The organism is Caldovatus aquaticus, from assembly GCF_019458025.1.
GTDB lineage: Bacteria > Pseudomonadota > Alphaproteobacteria > Acetobacterales > Acetobacteraceae > Caldovatus > Caldovatus aquaticus.
On sequence record NZ_JAHZUY010000074.1, the window covers coordinates 1 to 16,817 of the forward strand.

The 16,817-nt window shown below is 75.2% G+C and carries 16 protein-coding genes; 4 read left to right on the top strand and 12 right to left on the bottom strand.

Going from position 1 to position 16,817, the window contains the following annotated elements:
- Positions 1-408 precede the first annotated feature (408 nt).
- On the bottom strand, positions 409-2,118 hold the full coding sequence (locus tag K1J50_RS16920; RefSeq protein ID WP_220118942.1) for a GMC family oxidoreductase: 1,710 nt from the start codon (positions 2,116-2,118) through the stop codon (positions 409-411).
- 299 nt (positions 2,119-2,417) lie between these two features.
- Between K1J50_RS16920 and K1J50_RS16925 the strand changes: the two genes are divergently transcribed.
- Positions 2,418-3,626 (top strand): MFS transporter, encoded by a 1,209-nt coding sequence (locus K1J50_RS16925; RefSeq protein ID WP_220118943.1) that lies wholly within the window; start codon positions 2,418-2,420, stop codon positions 3,624-3,626.
- Between the two features lie 21 nt (positions 3,627-3,647).
- Here the strand turns inward: K1J50_RS16925 and K1J50_RS16930 are convergent, their stop codons facing one another.
- The 4 genes from K1J50_RS16930 to K1J50_RS16945 all read right to left on the bottom strand — a co-directional run bounded on the left by K1J50_RS16930 (position 3,648) and on the right by K1J50_RS16945 (position 7,069).
- Positions 3,648-4,112, bottom strand: coding sequence for a hypothetical protein (locus K1J50_RS16930; RefSeq protein ID WP_220118944.1), 465 nt, complete (start codon positions 4,110-4,112; stop codon positions 3,648-3,650).
- A gap of 175 nt (positions 4,113-4,287) precedes the next feature.
- Positions 4,288-4,857 carry a hypothetical protein gene (locus tag K1J50_RS16935; protein ID WP_220118945.1) on the bottom strand — a complete coding sequence of 190 codons (570 nt, stop codon included), beginning with the start codon at positions 4,855-4,857 and terminating at the stop codon, positions 4,288-4,290.
- Positions 4,858-4,996: 139 nt separating this feature from the next.
- Positions 4,997-5,809: an undecaprenyl-diphosphate phosphatase gene (locus K1J50_RS16940; protein WP_220118946.1), complete on the bottom strand. Its 813-nt coding sequence runs from the start codon at positions 5,807-5,809 to the stop codon at positions 4,997-4,999.
- Positions 5,810-5,971: 162 nt separating this feature from the next.
- On the bottom strand, positions 5,972-7,069 hold the full coding sequence (locus tag K1J50_RS16945) for a TRAP transporter substrate-binding protein (RefSeq protein ID WP_220118947.1): 1,098 nt from the start codon (positions 7,067-7,069) through the stop codon (positions 5,972-5,974).
- Between the two features lie 305 nt (positions 7,070-7,374).
- On the opposite strand from K1J50_RS16945, the gene K1J50_RS16950 reads away from it, so the two are divergent.
- Both K1J50_RS16950 and K1J50_RS16955 read left to right on the top strand, forming a co-directional pair.
- The gene (locus tag K1J50_RS16950; RefSeq protein ID WP_220118948.1) at positions 7,375-8,223 is read left to right on the top strand and encodes a class I SAM-dependent methyltransferase; all 849 of its coding nucleotides are present in this window, start codon (positions 7,375-7,377) and stop codon (positions 8,221-8,223) included.
- Positions 8,224-8,362: 139 nt separating this feature from the next.
- Positions 8,363-8,833, top strand: a complete 471-nt coding sequence (locus K1J50_RS16955; RefSeq protein ID WP_220118949.1) for a cupin domain-containing protein — start codon at positions 8,363-8,365, stop codon at positions 8,831-8,833.
- A 33-nt stretch (positions 8,834-8,866) separates the two neighbouring features.
- Here the strand turns inward: K1J50_RS16955 and ahcY are convergent, their stop codons facing one another.
- The 6 genes from ahcY to K1J50_RS16985 all read right to left on the bottom strand — a co-directional run bounded on the left by ahcY (position 8,867) and on the right by K1J50_RS16985 (position 14,994).
- On the bottom strand, positions 8,867-10,273 hold the full coding sequence (gene ahcY / locus K1J50_RS16960; RefSeq protein WP_220118950.1) for an adenosylhomocysteinase: 1,407 nt from the start codon (positions 10,271-10,273) through the stop codon (positions 8,867-8,869).
- Positions 10,274-10,623: 350 nt separating this feature from the next.
- Positions 10,624-12,507 carry a phosphoenolpyruvate--protein phosphotransferase gene (gene ptsP, locus K1J50_RS16965; protein ID WP_220118951.1) on the bottom strand — a complete coding sequence of 628 codons (1,884 nt, stop codon included), beginning with the start codon at positions 12,505-12,507 and terminating at the stop codon, positions 10,624-10,626.
- The gene (locus K1J50_RS16970; protein WP_220118956.1) at positions 12,497-12,766 is read right to left on the bottom strand and encodes an HPr family phosphocarrier protein; all 270 of its coding nucleotides are present in this window, start codon (positions 12,764-12,766) and stop codon (positions 12,497-12,499) included. Before K1J50_RS16970 ends, ptsP begins: the two co-directional genes overlap by 11 nt.
- Positions 12,767-12,900: 134 nt before the next feature.
- Entirely contained in the window at positions 12,901-13,434 is a 534-nt protein-coding gene (locus tag K1J50_RS16975; RefSeq protein WP_408869382.1) for a PTS sugar transporter subunit IIA, read from the bottom strand.
- Positions 13,431-14,453, bottom strand: a complete 1,023-nt coding sequence (gene rapZ, locus K1J50_RS16980) for an RNase adapter RapZ (protein ID WP_220118952.1) — start codon at positions 14,451-14,453, stop codon at positions 13,431-13,433. The genes K1J50_RS16975 and rapZ overlap by 4 nt, the downstream gene beginning before the upstream one ends.
- A 1-nt stretch (position 14,454) precedes the next feature.
- A complete protein-coding gene (locus tag K1J50_RS16985) occupies positions 14,455-14,994 on the bottom strand; it encodes an HPr kinase/phosphorylase (RefSeq protein ID WP_220118953.1) in 540 nt (179 codons plus the stop codon).
- 132 nt (positions 14,995-15,126) lie between these two features.
- On the opposite strand from K1J50_RS16985, the gene K1J50_RS16990 reads away from it, so the two are divergent.
- On the top strand, positions 15,127-16,086 hold the full coding sequence (locus K1J50_RS16990; protein ID WP_220118954.1) for a serine/threonine dehydratase: 960 nt from the start codon (positions 15,127-15,129) through the stop codon (positions 16,084-16,086).
- Between the two features lie 50 nt (positions 16,087-16,136).
- Here K1J50_RS16990 and K1J50_RS16995 read toward each other — a convergent pair whose 3' ends face one another.
- The gene (locus K1J50_RS16995) at positions 16,137-16,292 is read right to left on the bottom strand and encodes a DUF3309 family protein (RefSeq protein WP_220118955.1); all 156 of its coding nucleotides are present in this window, start codon (positions 16,290-16,292) and stop codon (positions 16,137-16,139) included.
- Positions 16,293-16,817 lie beyond the last annotated feature (525 nt).

A 16,817-nucleotide genomic window follows, 5' to 3' on the forward strand; every position in this document is an offset into this window, starting at 1 on the left:
GAACAACCTCATCGCCGAGGCCGGACGGATCCGACCGCTCGCCGACTTCGAGGGGGCACGAAAGGTCAATCCATAGTGCGCTTGGTTGGTATTGCGGGCTAGGTCCGGATGGAGGCCGCCGGCGGCGGTCAGGCGCGGCACGGTTCGGGGCGCCCGCTTCCGTCGGAGGCGGCGGCCGCCGACTGCGGACGGCAGCTGGTGCGAGCGGTCGCCGCGGGACTCTCCGGCAATCCGTCCCGCGTCCCTACTGTGCCGGCGCGGAGGCGCGGCACGGGCGGGCGCACCGCTGGGCCCGCCGCTCCCCGCCGCTTCCGCCACGGTCGCCTGCATGGCACCCGCCGGGAGACCGGCGCGGGGCGGGGGAACGCGTCGCTTCCGGGACCAGACGGGCAGTCCGACTGTCCGGCTTCAGCGGCCGGCGAGGATGGCGTCGGCGATCTTCTCCGCCGTCATCAGGGTGGGGAAGTTGGTGTTGGCGCAGGGCACCACCGGGAAGATCGAGGCGTCCACCACGCGCAGCCCCGCGACCCCCCGCACCCGGCCCGCGGTGTCCACCACCGCCATCGGATCGTCCTCGCGCCCCATGCGGCAGGTGCAGGAGGCGTGCCAGACGCCGATCGCCGCCTTGCGCACGAACGCCTCCAGCGCCTCGTCGTCGCGCATCACCTGCTCGAAGGTGAAGCCCTCGACGACGTAGCGCTCGATCAGCCAGGCGCGCAGCGCCGCCGGGCCGTCGAGAAGGCCGGCGATCAGCCGGGTCAGGATGCGGTTCCGCGTGTTCACCACGCCGATCCGGCGCACGCGGTCGCTGTAGCTCGCCGGGAAGGGGTCGCTCGTCACCGCGCGCAGCGGGTCGCTGAGCTGGATCGCCGCGAGGTGGCGGAAGCCGCCCATCAGCCGCTCCAGGTCGCGGCGGTCGGAGAGGAGGTTGAACTCGACGACCGGCTCGGCCCGCCAGTCGGGCGAGGCGAGGCGCACCTGGCCCGTCTCCGAGTAGGTCTTGTTCACGAACAGGATGAACGAGGCGATCTGCTCGCCCACCGCGTGCCATGCGGACTTGCTCGCCACCGCGACGAACATGTCCCCGCGCGGCGCCCCCTCGAGGCCGGAGGAGTAGCGCAGCCCGACCTGGATGTGCCGGCGCGTGGTGCGCCCGGTCATGCGCGCGCCGCGTCGGATGAAGGAGGAGAGCGAGATCGAGGGGTGGTCCATCAGCCGCTGCCCCACCCCCGGCAGGTGCACGCGCACCGGGATGCCGAGGTCGCGCAGGTGCCCCGCCGGCCCGATCCCGGCGCGCAGCAGGTGCGCCGGGCTGTGGATCGCGCCGCAGCAGAGGATCACCTCGCTGCCGCGGAACTCCTGCTCCCGCCCGGCCACCAGCGCGCGCACCCCGACGCAGCGCAGGTCCTCGAACAGCAGCGCCGTCACCTGGGTGTCGGTCGAGAGGGCGAGGTTCGGGCGCCGCCGCGTCTCCGCGTCGAGGTAGCCGATCGCGGCGGAGACGCGCTGCTCCTCGGCGTTGGAGATGGTGACCGGGAAGTAGCCGTCCTCGAAGGGACCGTTCTGGTCGGGCAGGAACCTGTAACCGGCGCGGCGGAACGCCTCGGCGACCGCCCTGGCGTGGCCGTCCCACTGCTCCGGCATGATGCGGCGGACCGGGATGCGGCCCTCCTTGCCGTGCAGCGGGCCGTCGAAGTCGAGGTCGCGCTCGACCTTGCGGAAGTAGGGGAGCACGTCCTCCCAGCCCCAGCCCTCCGCGCCGCGCGCCACCCATTCGGCGTAGTCGGTCGGCGCGCCGCGGTTGGCGAGCTGCCCGTTGATCGAGGAGCCGCCGCCGAGCACCCGCGCCTGCTCGTACTTGCGCAGCGGCGGGCGGTCGGAATCGGGCGCGTTGTGCGAGACGACCTGGGTGTGGACCTTGAGCTCGGTCCAGTGGAAGCGCGGGTCGAAATAGGCGGTGCCCGGATAGCTGTCGAGGATCTCCGGCGGCACCCGGCCCGGCGGCGTGTCCGGCCCGGCCTCGCAGAGCAGGACCTTGTGCGCGCTCCGCGCCGAGAGACGGTGGGCGAGCACCGAACCGGCCGAGCCGCCGCCGACGATGATCGTGTCGTACTCCACCGCGCGTTTCCTCCTGGACCTTGTCCGCTCCGACCGCAGCCGATCACCGACGGCCGGAAACAGCCGGGAGCGTGAAGCGGCTCTAGCATGGCAGCACCGCGCGGACCACGGGGCGGCGGGCTTGCCAGCCGCGGCGGCGGCGCGGAGAGTATGATGGCGATGCGATCCGCTGCCGTTCCCGCCGGCGCGCCGGCGCCTCGCCGTGCCGCCGCGTCCTGCCGCACGCGCCGCCGTGGCCGCCCCCATCGCCCATCGCCGGTCCCGGGCGCGCGGAGCGCGCCGGTCACGGACGCGACCGGATGCGCCTCGGCCGCTCGCTGACGCTGCTGCTGCTCGCGCTCGCTGCGACCTTCGGGCAGCAGACCTGCGCCGCGCTCGGCCGCATCCTCCCCCCGGTGATCGCGCCCGCGATCGTCGAGGACCTGCGCCTCGACCCGGCCCTGGTCGGCGTCTATGTCGGCGTGGCGGCGGCGGCGGCGCTGGTGTTCCAGATGGGCTGCGGCAGCTTCATCCTGCGCTACGGCGCGCTGCGCCTGAGCCAGGCGGCGCTGGTGATGCTGGCGATCGGCCTCGCGCTCGCCGCCGGCGGGACGCTCGCGCTGTTCGCGCTCTCGGCGGTGATCGCGGGCGGCGGCGCGGCGGTCTCGACGCCGGCCAGCTCGCACCTGCTCGGCCGCTACTCGCCGCCGCGCTACGCGCCGCTCGTGTTCTCGATCAAGCAGACGGCGGTGCCGGCGGGGCTGCTGCTCGCCGGCCTGCTCGGCCCGCTGCTCACCGGCCTCTGGGGCTGGCGCGGCGCGCTGCTCGCCGCCGCCGCCGCCTGCCTCCTCGGAGCCGTGCTGCTCGAGCCGCTGCGCGCCGAGTTCGACTCCGACCGCATGCCGAACCGCGCCTTCCGCCTGTCCGACTTCGCCACCACGCTCGGCTCGGTGCTCGGCACCCGCGAGCTGCGCGGCCTCGCGCTCGCCTGCTTCGCCTTCAACGGGCTGCAGACCGTCTTCACCTCCTATTTCGTCGTCTATCTGGTGGCGCTCGACTACAGCCTCGCCGCCGCCGGCCTCGTCTTCTCGGTGGCGACGCTGGTGGCGATCCCGGGACGGGTGCTGTGGGGCTGGCTCGGCAGCGTCTGGGTGGCGCCCGGGCGGATGCTGGCGGGGCTCGCCTTCGGCATGGCGGCAAGCGCCGGGCTGATGGCGCTGTTCACCCCGGGCTGGCCGACGGTGGCGGTTGGCGTGGTGGCGACGCTGCTCAGTGCCACCGCGCTTTCCTGGCACGGCGTGCTGCTGTCCGAGACGGCGCGCCTCGCGCCCGAGGGGATGCGCGGCGCAGTGACCGGCGGCGTGCTGTCCTTCGGCCAGATCGGCGCGCTGCTGATGCCGCTGCTCTATGCGGCGCTGCTCGGCGCGAGCGGCGGGCACGGCCTCGGCTTCCTCGTCAGCGGCCTGCCGGCGCTCCTGGTCGGGCTCGATCTGCTGCGCCCCGCGACGGCGGGCCGGCGGCGCGGCTGAGGGCGGCGCGGCCCGGCCGCCTCAGCGCCGGACCAGCTCGAGCGCGAAGGCGCAGGTGCGGGTGCGCAGCACGCCGCGGAAGGCGGTCCCCTCGATGGCGCCGACCACCGCGACGTCCATCTCGGTGCCGCGGCCGAATTCGAGGCGGATCCGGCCGCCCGGGCCGACCGGGCCGGTCGCTTCCCAGGGCGGGTCCTCGTGGAAGCGCAGCGTCGCGCGCCCTTCGGCGATGCGCAGCAGGGGCCGCGGCGAGGGCCAGGTGCAGCGCGCCTCCGGATGGCTCCAGGTCTCGATCAGGGTGCCGGCGTAGAGGCCATCGGGCGCGGACCCGGCGGACGGCTCGCCCGCAGGCGGCGCCGCTGGCGGCTGCGCGCCCGCCAGGGCGGGCAGGGCCCAGGCGGCGGCCAGGATGGCCCTGGCGGGGCGGCGGAGGTGTCCGGGCCGCGGAGGGGCGCGGCGCGGCGCGGATCGGGACGGGAACGGCATGGCCGGTCGGATCTCCGCGGGGCAGGGTAGGCGATTTCCCGCCGGCCGGCCCGTCCCGGAAGGCGGCGCCGCGCGGCGGGGCCAGGCCCGCCGGCGTCGCGTCGGCGATCCGGCCGCGATGCAGAGGCCGTCCGGTCAGGCCCTGCCGGGCCTGCGCAGGGCCGGCCCCGGCCGGTCAGTACCAGCGGTGCGGCGGCGGCCCGGCGTAGGGGTCGCCCGGCTGCGACGGCCCGTAGGAGGAAAACTGGTCGCCCGGGACCGCCGGATCGCCGCCGCCGTAGGGCGCGCCGGGCGCCGCATAGGCGGAGGGAGGCGGCGGCGCCGGGTAGCCATAGGGCGGCGCCGCGTAGGTCGCGGCCTCTCCCGGCGGGAACGCCTCGCCCATCGCTGCCCCGCCCCCTGGCGCGCCGCCATGGGGGACACCGTAGCCGCCGTCGAGTTCGGCGCGGCGGGCGCGCTCCCAGGCCCGCTGCTGCGCCGCCCAGGCGCGGCGGCGCTCCCGCTCCTCGTGCCAGCGGGCCTGCCGCTCGGCCTCGAATTCGCGGTAGCGGGCGGCGAATTCGGCCGCCTGGCGGCGCGCATCCTCCTCCTGCCAGCGGCGCGCCTGCTCCGCGGCGTAGGGATCGTAGGGGCCATAGGCACCCTGGGCATAGGGCGCGTCCTGGGCGCAGCCCGCCGCGGCGAAGGGAAGGAGCACGGCCAGGAGCGGCAGCGGGCGCGGCAGGCGGCGGTGGCGGGGCGGCATCGGCGAGTGATCCGGACTCTCGATCGGTGTTGCGAAGGCGCGCTTCGGCCTGCCTGCGCGCGCCGGGATCACCGCGATCCTCCGCCCGGAAGGGGGCGCGGTCGTGGCGCGACGGCGGCGACGGCGTGGCGCGCTGCCGTCATCGCAGCGCAAGCCAGGCCAGGATCGCGAGGCCGAGCGCGATGCGATACCAGCCGAAGGGCGAGAAGCCGATCCGCCCGATCACCGCGAGCACGGCGCGCACGGTCGCGAAGGCCACCGCGAAGGCCGCGGCGAACCCCACCGCGATCAGCTCCGAGGCGGCGAAGTCGAGCGCCGCGCGCGCCTTCCACAGGCTGTAGAGGGTGGCCGCGAGCATCGTCGGGATGGCGAGGACGAAGCTGAACTCCGCCGCCGCGCCTCGGGCCACCCCGATCGCCAGCGCGACGATGATGGTCGCGCCCGAGCGCGAGGTGCCGGGGATCATCGCCAGCGCCTGGCCGAAGCCGATGAGCAGGGCGGCGAGCGGGCCGATCTCCGCGACGGAATGGATCCATGGCTCGGAGCGCCGCCGCTCGATGGCGATGATGACGGCGCCACCCGCGATCAGCGCGAGCGCCACCACCCAGGGCGTGAACAGGAGCGTCGTGATGGGCCCGTGCAGCGTGGCGCCGATCGCCGCGGCGGGCAGGAAGCCCAGGACGAGGTTGGTCGCGTAGTACCGCTCCGCCGTGCGGGGGAACCACATGCGGGCGGCGATGCGCCAGAGCATCGCGCGGTAGATCCACACCACCGCGAGGATCGCGCCGAGCTGGATCGCGATCTCGAAGGCCTTGCCGGGCGGGCCCTGGAAGCCGATCAGCGCGCCGAGCAGGATCAGATGCCCGGTCGAGGAGACGGGCAGGAACTCGGTCAGGCCCTCCACGACGCCCATCACCAGGGCCGAGAGCAGCGCGCCGGGGGCGGCTTCCATGGCGGCGGGCGTGCGGCTGAGGGGCGCGGCGCGCGCTAGCGCGGCGATTCGGGGGCAGGCATGGCTGCGCTATAGCCGGGCCGCCGGCGCGGCGCCAACGGGCGTTGCGGGACCGTTGCGAGGAAGGGCGCGCGGGACGCCTGTTCGCCCCGCGCCCCCCGTTCAGCGCTGCTGCTGCGCCGCCGCGACGAAGGCGAAGTTGTCGAAGCTGTTCTCGGCGACGCGGAACCACTGGTACTCCTCGTCGCGGTAGCGGCGGTAGCTCTCCCAGAACCTGCGGAAGCGCTCGTTGCGGCCGGCGGTCTCCTCCGTCACCTCGTGGGTGGCGCGCCAGGCGGCCTGCATGATCTCGCGCGGCCAGAAGCGGAGCTGCGCGCCGGCCGCGACCAGGCGGCGCAGGGCCTGCGGGTTGGAGTGGTCGTAGCGGCTGACCATCTCGCTGTCGGCCTCGCGGCAGGCGACCTCGAGCGCATGTCTGTAGGCGTCGGGCAGCGCCTCGAAGGCGCGCTGGTTGGCCATGAGGTGCAGCCGCGCCCCCGGCTCCCAGAAGCCGGGCGCGTAGTAGTGGCGGGCGACGCGCACGAAGCCGAGCTTCTCGTCGTCGTGCGGGCCGACGAACTCGACCGCGTCGAGCACGCCGCGCTCGAGCGAGGGGTAGATGTCCGCGGCGGGCACCTGGGTCGGCGTGGCGCCGAGGCGCTCGAACACCTGCCCCGCGAAGCCGGCGATGCGGAACTTGAGGCCGCGCAGGTCCTGCAGCGAGCGCACCTCGTTGCGGAACCAGCCGCCCATCTGCGCCCCGGTGTCGCCGGCCGGGAAGGCGACGACGGAGTAGTCGCGCAGCAGCTCGTCGGCGAGCTGGTTGCCGCCGCCGTGGCGGAACCAGGCGGTGAGCTGGCGGGTGTTGAGGCCGAAGGGGTAGGCGGTGAGGAAGGCGAAGGCGGGCTCCTTGCCGATGTAGTAGTAGGCGGCGGTGTGGCAGCACTCGACCGAGCCGGACTGCACCGCGTCCAGCGCGGCGAAGGGCGGCGCGATCTCGCCGCCGGGGAAGACGCGGATCTGGAACCGGTTGTCGGTGAGCTGCGCGACGCGGCGGGCGATGCCCTCCGCGGTCCCGAACAGGATGTCGAGGCTGCGCGGGAATGAGCTGGTCAGGCGCCAGCGGATCTCCGGCTGCGCCGTCTGGGCGACGGCAGGGGCGGCGAGGGCGGCGGCCGGCGCGACGGCGGCGGCGCCGAGCAGGGCACGGCGGCGATTCATGAAGGTCTTCTCCCGCTTCGGATCGGCAGAGGGGCGCGACGGGGCCGTGGAATATCAGGGCGGCTGCGCGAGGCAAGCGTTGGGCATTCGGGCGGATTCGCGCGGCGCGGCGCCGCCTCGTTCGGCGCCCGATCGCGCCGGGAGGAACGGGCCGCCGCGCGCAAGACCGGCCGGAGCGGCGGCGCGCCGGACGGCAGACGCAAGCCTTACGGGGCGCCGCCGCTCCGGGCATAGTGCGTCGCGGCGCCCGGCTCGGGACCGACAGGCCCATCTGCCCACGACGGGCGCCGGAGCGGGAACGTGCCATGGCCGATTCCACCGAGCGGCAGGTCGCCGAGCACTACGCGGCGCGTGGCGGCGCCCTGGAGCGCGCGATCCTCGAGGCGCTGGCCGCCGCGGGCGCCGATCCCGATCGCCTCGCGCCCGCCGACCTCGCGCCGGTGGACGAGTTCCACATCGGCGGACGGCAGGCGACCATGGACCTCGCCGCGCAGCTCGACCTCCGGCCGGGGATGCATCTCCTCGACGTCGGCTCGGGCCTCGGCGGCGCCTCGCGGTACTTCGCGCAGGACCACGGATGCCGCGTCACCGGCATTGACCTCACCGAGGAGTTCGTGCGCGTCGCCGAGACCCTGGCGCGGCGGACCGGCCTCGCGGACCGCGTGTCCTACCGCTGGGGCAGCGCGCTCTCCCTGCCCTTCGCGCCAGCGAGCTTCGACGGCGCCACCATGCTTCACGTGGGCATGAACATCGCCGACAAGCGCACGCTGTTTGCCGAGGTCCGCCGCGTGCTGCGGCCCGGGGGCGTCTTCGCGATCTACGACGTGATGCGCGAGGCGGCCGTCTCGGAAGAGCCGCGCTTCCCCCTGCCCTGGGCCGCCGACGCCGGCGCCAGCTTCCTCGAGACCGCGGCGGACTACCGGCGGCTGCTCGAGGCGGCCGGGTTCGCGGTGCGGGCGGAGCGCGGGCGCAGGGACTTCGCGATCGCGTTCTTCCGGCGCCTGCGCGCCGAGACCGTACGGCGCGGCGGACCGCCGCCGCTCGGCCTGCACCTCGTGATGGGCCCGGCCGCGCAGCAGAAGATCGCGAACGTGGCGGACGCCCTGGAGCGCGGGCTGATCGTCCCGACGGAGATCGTCTGCCGCGCCGCCTGAGCGCGGGCGCGCCGCCGGGCGGCGACGGCGGTCGCCGGCTTGTGAAGGCGCCCGGGAACGGTTGCGTCCCGGGCGCGTGCTATCGTCGCCGCGTTGCTGGCACAGGCTGCGGCAAAGAAGGAAGGGAGGTAGGTCGGCCATGAATGCACGGATGGTCGCGCTGGCCGTCGGCGTACTGCTGGGAATCGGCGGCGCGCTCCACGCCCGGACCGGCGCGGCGCAGCAGGCCGGGGCCGAGGCGGCGAACCAGGCGCTCCCCAGCGGGTTCCAGACCTCGCCGTTGCTCCGGTCCGGCATGACCGCAGACGGGAGGCCGGTGGTCTATCCGCGGACCGAAACCCCCGAGATCACCGCGGTGATCGGCACGCTGGCGCCGAACGGGCGGACCGCCCGCCACCAGCATCCGGTGCCGGTTTTCGTCTACGTGATGGAGGGCACACTGGAGGTCCGCTCCGACGGGCACCCGCCGCGCACCTACACGGCCGGGCAGAGCTTCATCGAGAGCCAGAACCACTGGCACCAGGCCTTCAACACGCAGAACGCGCCGGCGCGGATCCTGGTCGTCTTCATGGGCGAGCAGGGCAAGCCCACCAGCGTCAGCGCGCAGTGACGAGGGCGGGCGCGGCAGGTCCGCGCCCGCGCCTCAGTAGCGGTAGTGGTCCGGCTTGAACGGCCCCTCCGGCGGCACGCCGATGTACTCGGCCTGCCGGGGCGTCAGCTTCGTCAGCTTGGCGCCCACTTTCTCGAGGTGCAGCGCGGCGACCTTCTCGTCGAGGTGCTTGGGCAGGGTGTAAACCTTGCGCTCGTACTTGCCGGGGTTGGTCCAGAGCTCGATCTGCGCCAGCACCTGGTTGGTGAAGCTCGCGCTCATCACGAAGCTCGGGTGGCCGGTGGCGTTGCCGAGGTTCACCAGGCGCCCCTCGGAGAGCAGGATGATCCGCTTGCCGTCGGGGAACTCGATCTCGTCCACCTGCGGCTTGACATTGTGCCACTTGAAGTTCCGCAGCGCCGCGACCTGGATCTCGGAGTCGAAGTGGCCGATGTTGCAGACGATGGCGCGGTGCTTCATCCGCCGCATGTGCTCGACGGTGATGACGTCCACGTTGCCGGTGGCGGTGACGAAGATGTCGGCGATGGGCGCCGCCTCCTCCATCGTCGTCACCTGGTAGCCCTCCATCGCCGCCTGCAGGGCGCAGATCGGGTCTATCTCGCTCACCATCACGCGGCAGCCGGCGTTGCGCAGGGACGCGGCGCTGCCCTTGCCGACGTCGCCGAAGCCGCAGACCATGGCGACCTTGCCCGCCATCATCACGTCGGTTCCCCGCCGGATGCCGTCCACCAGCGACTCGCGGCAGCCGTAGAGGTTGTCGAACTTGCTCTTGGTGACGCTGTCGTTGACGTTGATGGCGGGGAACAGCAGCCGCCCTTCCTTCGCCATCTGGTAGAGGCGGTGCACGCCGGTCGTCGTCTCCTCCGAGACGCCGCGGATGCTCGCCGCGAGGCGGCCGAACCAGCCGGGCCTCATCCGCAGCGTGTCCTTGAGGAGGGCGAACAGGACCTCCTCCTCCTCGTTCGCGGCGGCATCGAGGAAGGCCGCATCGCCCCGCTCCGCGCGGTGGCCGAGATGGACGAACAGCGTGAGGTCGCCGCCGTCGTCGAGCAGCAGGTTCGGCTCGCCGCCGTCGCCCCATTCGAGGGTGCGGCGGACGTACTGCCAGTACTCCGGCAGCGTCTCGCCCTTGACCGCGAACACCGGCACGCCGGCCGCGGCGATCGCGGCGGCGGCGTGGTCCTGCGTCGAGAAGATGTTGCAGGAGGACCAGCGGACGTCGGCGCCGAGCGCCTTCAGCGTCTCGATCAGCACCGCGGTCTGGATCGTCATGTGCAGGCAGCCGGCGATGCGCGCGCCGCGGAGCGGCTTCGCCGCGCCGTATTCCTTGCGCAGCGCCATCAGACCGGGCATCTCGTCCTCGGCCATGGCGATCTCCTTCCGGCCCCACTCGGCCAGGGAGAGGTCCTTCACCGTGTATTCGGCTGCGACAGCGCCCATCCGCAGGTGCCTCCGGAACTCCGGCGCCGCCCTAGCACGCGGCCTGCGCGGTGGCGAGAGGCGCGCCGCGGCGGGGCAGGCCCGCGCCGGAGCGAGGGCGGGGAAGGGCGGGGCGCGTTCCCGCTCCGGGCGGCCGGGCCTTCGCCGCCGAGAGGCGCTGCCTTCGGCGGGGCTTGCCGGCGCCGGCGGCAAAACAGGATCGGCGGAGGGCGGGAGTGCGGCCCCCGGGGAGCGCGGCGCGACCGGCGGGCCTTGCCGTGCGGCAGGGAGGGGCCGCGTCCGTGCGACGAGAAACGCGCCCGGCGGCCGCGGGGACGGCCTGTTGCTGCCGGGGCGGCTCCCGCGCGGCCTCAGGCCCGCTCGATCGGCCCCTTTGCGAAGCTCATCACCAGCTCCTGGATCCGCGCCGGGTCGGACTGCTCCATGACCCGCCGCGCGAAGCGCGCGCAGTCGGCGATCTCGAGCGCGCGCACCGCCTGCTTCACGCGCGGGATCGCGCTCGCGTTCATCGAGAGGGAGCGGATGCCCAAGCCCAGCAGCAGCGGCACCAGGCGCGGATTGCCCGCCATCTCGCCGCAGACCGAGACCGGCATGCGCAGCCGGAGCGCGGCTTCGGTCGCGAACTGCACCAGCCTGAGCACCGCGGGGTGCAGCGGATCGTAGAGGTGCGCGACCTCCGCCTCCGCCCGGTCCACTGCCAGCGTGTACATGGCGAGGTCGTTGGTGCCGATGGCGAAGAAGTCGGCCTCGAGCGCGATCGCGTCCGCCGCCAGCGCCGCGCCCGGCGTCTCGATCATGGCGCCGAGCGGCGGAAGCGGGTCGGGCAGCTTCTCGCCGCGCCGGCGCAGGCGGCGGGCGACGCGCTCGTAGATCTCGCGCGCCTGCTTCACCTCATCCGGGATCGTCACCATCGGCAGCAGGATGCGCACCGGCCCCTTCACCGCGACGCGCAGGATCGCGGCGAACTGCGCCTCGAGCAGCTCCGGCCGCTTCAGCAGCATCCGCACCCCGCGCAGGCCGAGCGCCGGGTTCGGGCCGGTCAGGGCGGGGACGCCTTCGGCCAGCGCCTCGATGTCCTTCTCGCCCCCCCAGTCGAGGACGCGGATGGTGACGGGCTCGCCGTCCATCGCCTCGAGGATCCCGGCGTAGGTCTGGACCTGCGCCTCCTCGTCGGGGAGGTCGGTGCGGTTCATGAACAGGAACTCGGTGCGCAGCAGGCCGATGCCCTGCGCCCCGGCCTGCGCGATCAGCGGCAGCTCGGCCGGGATCTCCAGGTTGGCCTGCAGCTCCACCTCCTCCCCGTCGGTGGTGACCGCCGGCAGCCGGCGCAGCTTGGCGAGCCGGGCCCGCTCGCGGGCGAAGGCGGCGAGCGCGTCGCGCGCCGCGGCGAGCGTCGCCGGCGTCGGGTGCAGCACCACCGTGCCCGCCGCGCCGTCGAGCACGCAGGGATCGCCGCGCCGCGCCGTCTCGATCAGCCCGTGGCAGCCGAGGACGGAAGGGATGCCGAGCGCGCGCAGCATGATCGCCGTGTGCCCGTCCGGGCCGCCCTCCTCGGTGGCGACGCCGGCGATGCGCGCCGGGCTGAGCAGGGCGGCGTCCGCCGGCGTCAGCTCCTCGGCGACGAGAATCGCCCCCTCCGGCACGTCCTTGAGGGCGCGGAAAGGGGAGGCGGTGAGGTTGCGCGTCAGCCGGCGCGCGATCTCGCGCACCTCCTGCGCGCGGCGCTGCAGGCCCGCCTTGTCGTCGTCGCGCGCGGCGAGGATCGCTGCCGCGATCGCCTCCGCCTCGTCCTGCACGGCGGTCTCGGCGGAGACGAGGTCGCTCTCGATGCGCTTGCGCGCGCCGCGGATCAGGCGGGAGTTGCCCAGCATCATCGCGTAGGCGTCGAGCAGCGGCGCGAGCTCCTCCTGGGCCTCCTCCGGCAGCACGCCGATGCGGGTCCGGAGCTTCGCCACCTGCTTGCGCGAGGCGGCGACGGCCTCGGCCAGGCGCTGGCGCTCGGCCTCGATCTCGGCGGCGGCGATGCTGCGGCGCGGCGCCTCGGCGGGGGCCTCGCTGGTGTCGAAGATGGCGCCGATCGCGATGCCGGGCGAGACCGGGATGCCGCTCAGGCGGGTTTCGCGCGCCGCGCCGCCGCGGCGGCCCCCGGCGGTCCTGCCGCGGCCGTCGGCACGCCCGTCCGGGCCGTCGCGAGTCTCCGGCAGGGCGGCGTCGGCGTCCGGATCAGCTTTCATCGAAGCCGGCCTCGATCAGACCGGCGACGGCATCAAGCGCCTCCTTCGCGTCCCATCCCTCGGCCTCGATCGTGACCTCGCTGCCCGGGCCGGCGCCGAGCATCATCAGTCCCATGATCGAGCAGGCGGGGACGGTCTGCCCGTTGCGCGTCACCCTCAGGCAGGCCGAGTAGCGCTCCGCCAGCGCCGCCAGCTTCGCCGCGGCGCGGGCGTGCAGGCCGCGGCTGTTGCGGATGGTCACGGTCCGGCGCAGCACCAGCGCGTCTGCCGCGGCCGCATCGGCGGCCGTGCCGCCGCAGCCGCAGCCTTCCGCGTCCCGTCCGGGGCCGGCCTGCGGCGTCGTGGCGGCGGCAGGGGCGTCGCCGGACCCGCGAGAATCGGAGGGGGGCAGGGTCACGGATGGGGCGCCGCGTCGGGCGCCGGGTGCGCCGGCACGGCCTCCCTGGCGTCCGCGGGCACGGCGGGCGCCGGCTCCGGCCCGGCCGGGAGTGGTGCCTGTCTCCGCCGCGGGCCGGCGACGGGTCCGTGGCCGTTCAGCATCTCGGAGCCGCTGGCGATGTACTTGCGCCCCGCCGCCTGCGCGCGGTCCACGGCTTCCGCCAGCGGCTCGGTGCCGCGCACCTTGGCCAGCTTGACCAGAAGCGGCAGGTTCACGCCCGCGATCACTTCCACGTCCTCGCGCTGGTCGAGCAGCGACATCGCCAGGTTCGAAGGCGTGCCGCCCAGGATGTCGGTGAGCACCACGACGCCGTCACCCTCGTCCACCGCGCGGATGCATTCGCGGATGTCGGCGCGTCTGCCCTCGATGTCGTCCTCGGGGCCGATGCACACCGTGGCGACGCCGCGTTGCGGCCCGACCACGTGCTCCATGGCGTGCCGAAGCTCCTCGGCCAGGCGGCCGTGGGTGACCAGTACGAGACCGATCATGGGATGTATGAAAGGGCCTCCCGCCCCGTCCTAGGCTGGGCCGTTCCGATCAGACCGGCGCCGCTGCGCGTGTCGTCGTCGCTTCCGGGCGCCGCTGCCGCCAGCTCGCGGTGGATCACCTCGGCCCGCCAACCTTGTCGCAAAAGATGGTTCGCCAGGCGCTCCGCCACAAGCACCGACCGGTGCCTGCCGCCGGTGCAGCCGAGGGCGATGGTGAGGTACTTCTTCCCCTCCGCCACATAGCGGGGCAGCAGCGGATCGAGAAGGCCGGTCAGGCGGCGCCAGAAGGCCGGGTAGTCCGGATCGGCCTCGATATGCGCCGCCACCGCCGGGTCGCGCCCGGTCAGCGGCCGCAGCGCCGGATCGTAGTGCGGGTTGCGCAAGAACCGCAGGTCGAGCACCAGGTCCGCCTCGCGCGGCAGCCCCTTGGCGTAGGCGAAGGACACCACGGTGATCGCCAGCCCGGCCCCCGCCGCGCCGCCCTCCCCGGGCCGGAAGCGCCGGGCGATCATCCGCCGCAGCTCGGGCAGCGGCAGTTCCGAGGTATCGATCACCCAGTCCGCCACCTCGCGCAGCGGCCCGAGCAGCGCCGCCTCGCGCGCGATCCCGTCGGCGACCCGGCTTCCGAGCGGCCCGCCCGGCGCGAGCGGATGGCGCCGCCGGGTCTCGGTGTAGCGGCGCAGCAGCACCGCCTCGTCCGCGGCGACGAAGACCAGGGTGAGGGCGACGTCGGGGCGCTGCCGGAGCCGTTCCAGCAGGCGCAGGGCGGCGGCCGGCTCGAAATCCCGGGTCCGGCTGTCTATGCCCGCGGCCAGTTCCGGGCTGCCGTCGGAGACCAGCGCCTCCAGCACCGCGAGCGGGGGGTTGTCCACCGTCTCGAAGCCGAGATCCTCGAGGGCGCGCAGGACCGAGGCCTTGCCCGCGCCCGACAGGCCGGTCACCAGCACCAGCTGGCGCGGCCCCGCGGGAGGGTCCGCCCCGGCCCGATCGGCCGTCGCGGCGCGCGGCGGGGCCTCCATCTCAGCCCCCGATCCCGGCATCGGCGGGGGCGCCGGCAAAGGCTCCGGCCCGCATCCGGGCCCGCGCGGTGGCGGCGTCGAGCGCCCACTCCACCTTGACCGGCGTCGAGCCGTCGAGCGCGTACAGCCGCACCAGGGGAAGGGCGTGGCGACCGCAGGCGAAGCGCGCGGGCTCCGGCAGGCGCGGCACGTCATCCCGGCTCGCCGCGCAGTCCACCGCGAGCCGCAGCCGCGCCCCCTCCGCCACCGGCAGGTCGGCGAACAGGCCGAGGCCACGCACCTCCAGCAGGCCGCGCAGCGCCGGGGGAGGAGCGACGCGCAGCAGGGGCGCCGGCGCGGCCGTGCCGCGCTCGCCGGCCGGGGGCGAATCCGCGGGGTCAGGGCCGGCGTCCTCGGTCACCACCACCTGGTCGTCCGCCACCAGGCGCCAGCCCGGCCGCTCCAGGAGGCGCAGCACGAGATCGGACTTCCCGCTGCCCGGAGGGCCGAGGAACAGGACCGCCTCCCCATCGCGCGCGGCGCAACTCCCGTGAAGCAACATTCCCGGCAGATCCTCGCGTCGGGGCGGGACTGTGGCAGAAACGCGGCAAACGGGAAAGCGTCCCCGGAACGGGGTGGCCCCGCGCCGGGCGCCCCGGTTGTCCGCGCCAGGCGGGGATGACAGCCTGCCGCCATGACCGTCGCCCGCTCCGACGTCGAGGCCGCCGCCCGGCGCATCGCCCCCCATGTCCGCCACACCCCGGTCCTGCGCCTGCCGGCCGGCGCGGCCGGCGGCCTCGGGCTCGACCATCCGGTGACGCTCAAGCTGGAGACGCTGCAGGTGACGGGCAGCTTCAAGCCGCGCGGGGCGTTCAACCGCATCCTGGCCGCCCACGCCGCACCCGCGGCCGGCGTGATCGCCGCCTCGGGCGGCAACCACGGCGTGGCGGTGGCCTATGCCGCCCGCACCCTCGGCCTCGTGGCGGAGATCTTCGTTCCCGAGGCCACGCCCGCCGCCAAGCGGGCCCTGATCGGGCGCCAGGGGGCCCGCCTCGTCGTCGGCGGCCGCGACTACCAGGCCGCCTTCGAGGCCTGCCGGCATCGCGCCGCCGGGACCGGGGCCCTCCTGGTGCATGCCTACGACCAGCCGGAGGTGGTCGCCGGCGCCGGCACCCTCGCGCGGGAGCTGGAGGCGGACGCGCCGGAGCTGACCCATGTGCTGGTCGCGGTCGGCGGCGGCGGACTGCTCGGCGGCGTGCTCGCCTGGTATGCCGACAGCGCCGTGGAGGTCGTCGCCGTCGAGCCGGAGACCTGCCCGACCCTGGCTGTCGCAATGCTCGCCGGCCGGCCGCGGCCGGCGCCGGTCGGCGGCATCGCCGCCGACAGCCTGGGGGCGCGGCAGATCGGCCGCATCGGCTTCGCGCTGGCGGCGCGGCACCTGGCGCGCGGCGTGGTGGTGGCGGACGCGGCGATCGCCGAGACGCAGCGGCGGCTCTGGCAGGCCTGCCGCGTCGTCGCCGAGCCGGGCGGGGCGACGGCGCTGGCGGCGCTGACCTCGGGCGCCTGGACGCCGCCCGCAGGGGCGCGGGTGGGGGTGGTGGTCTGCGGCGCCAATGCCGATCCCGGCAGCCTCGCCGCCATCCCGGCGGGCTGAGCCGGCACGACGGCCCGCCGGGACCGGCAACGGCGGGCAAGCCGGGCGGGCTACAACCGGCCCATGACCAGCAGCACCAGCAGCACGGCGACGATCACGCCAAGGATGTCGGAGGGGGCGTAGCCCCAGGCGCGGCTGTAGGGCCAGGCCGGGACCACGGCCAGCAGCAGCACGATCAGGACGACCAGCAGCACGGTGGCGCTCACCGGGGCCTCCTCGCCGCCCGCGGCGGGCGGCACGGGGTTGTCCGGCGGAAACGTGCCGGAGTCCGGCGGGTTGTGCCGCGCCCGGGCCGTGTGGCCGCGGGCGCGGAGCGCCCGGCCCGGAAGGCCGGCACGCCGCGCCCGGTCGCCCCGGGCCCGCGCCGCACGCGGCGCTGCCGGACAGCGTGCGGCGGCCGCTCGGAGGCGCCGCGTGCCGCGCCGGACGCTCGCCGCGAAGCCGCCACGCGCGCGCCGCGCGCCTGCCCCGCCCGTCGCGCGAATGCCCCGCCCGCGCCCTTCGCCGGCCATCGCGCCGGGGCTTGATGGGCCTGCGCCAAACCCGAGGAGGGAATCATGCGCAAGCCGATCCAGACCCCGTTCCGCATCGCCCTGACCGCCGCCGGCCTGATCGTCGCGCTGACCGGCACGACGCTCGCGCAGGGCGGCGGGGCGGCCGGCGCCTCGGCGGCCCCGGCCGCGTCCGGCGGCACCGGGCCGGCCGGTGCCGCGCCCGGCACGGCCGTGTCC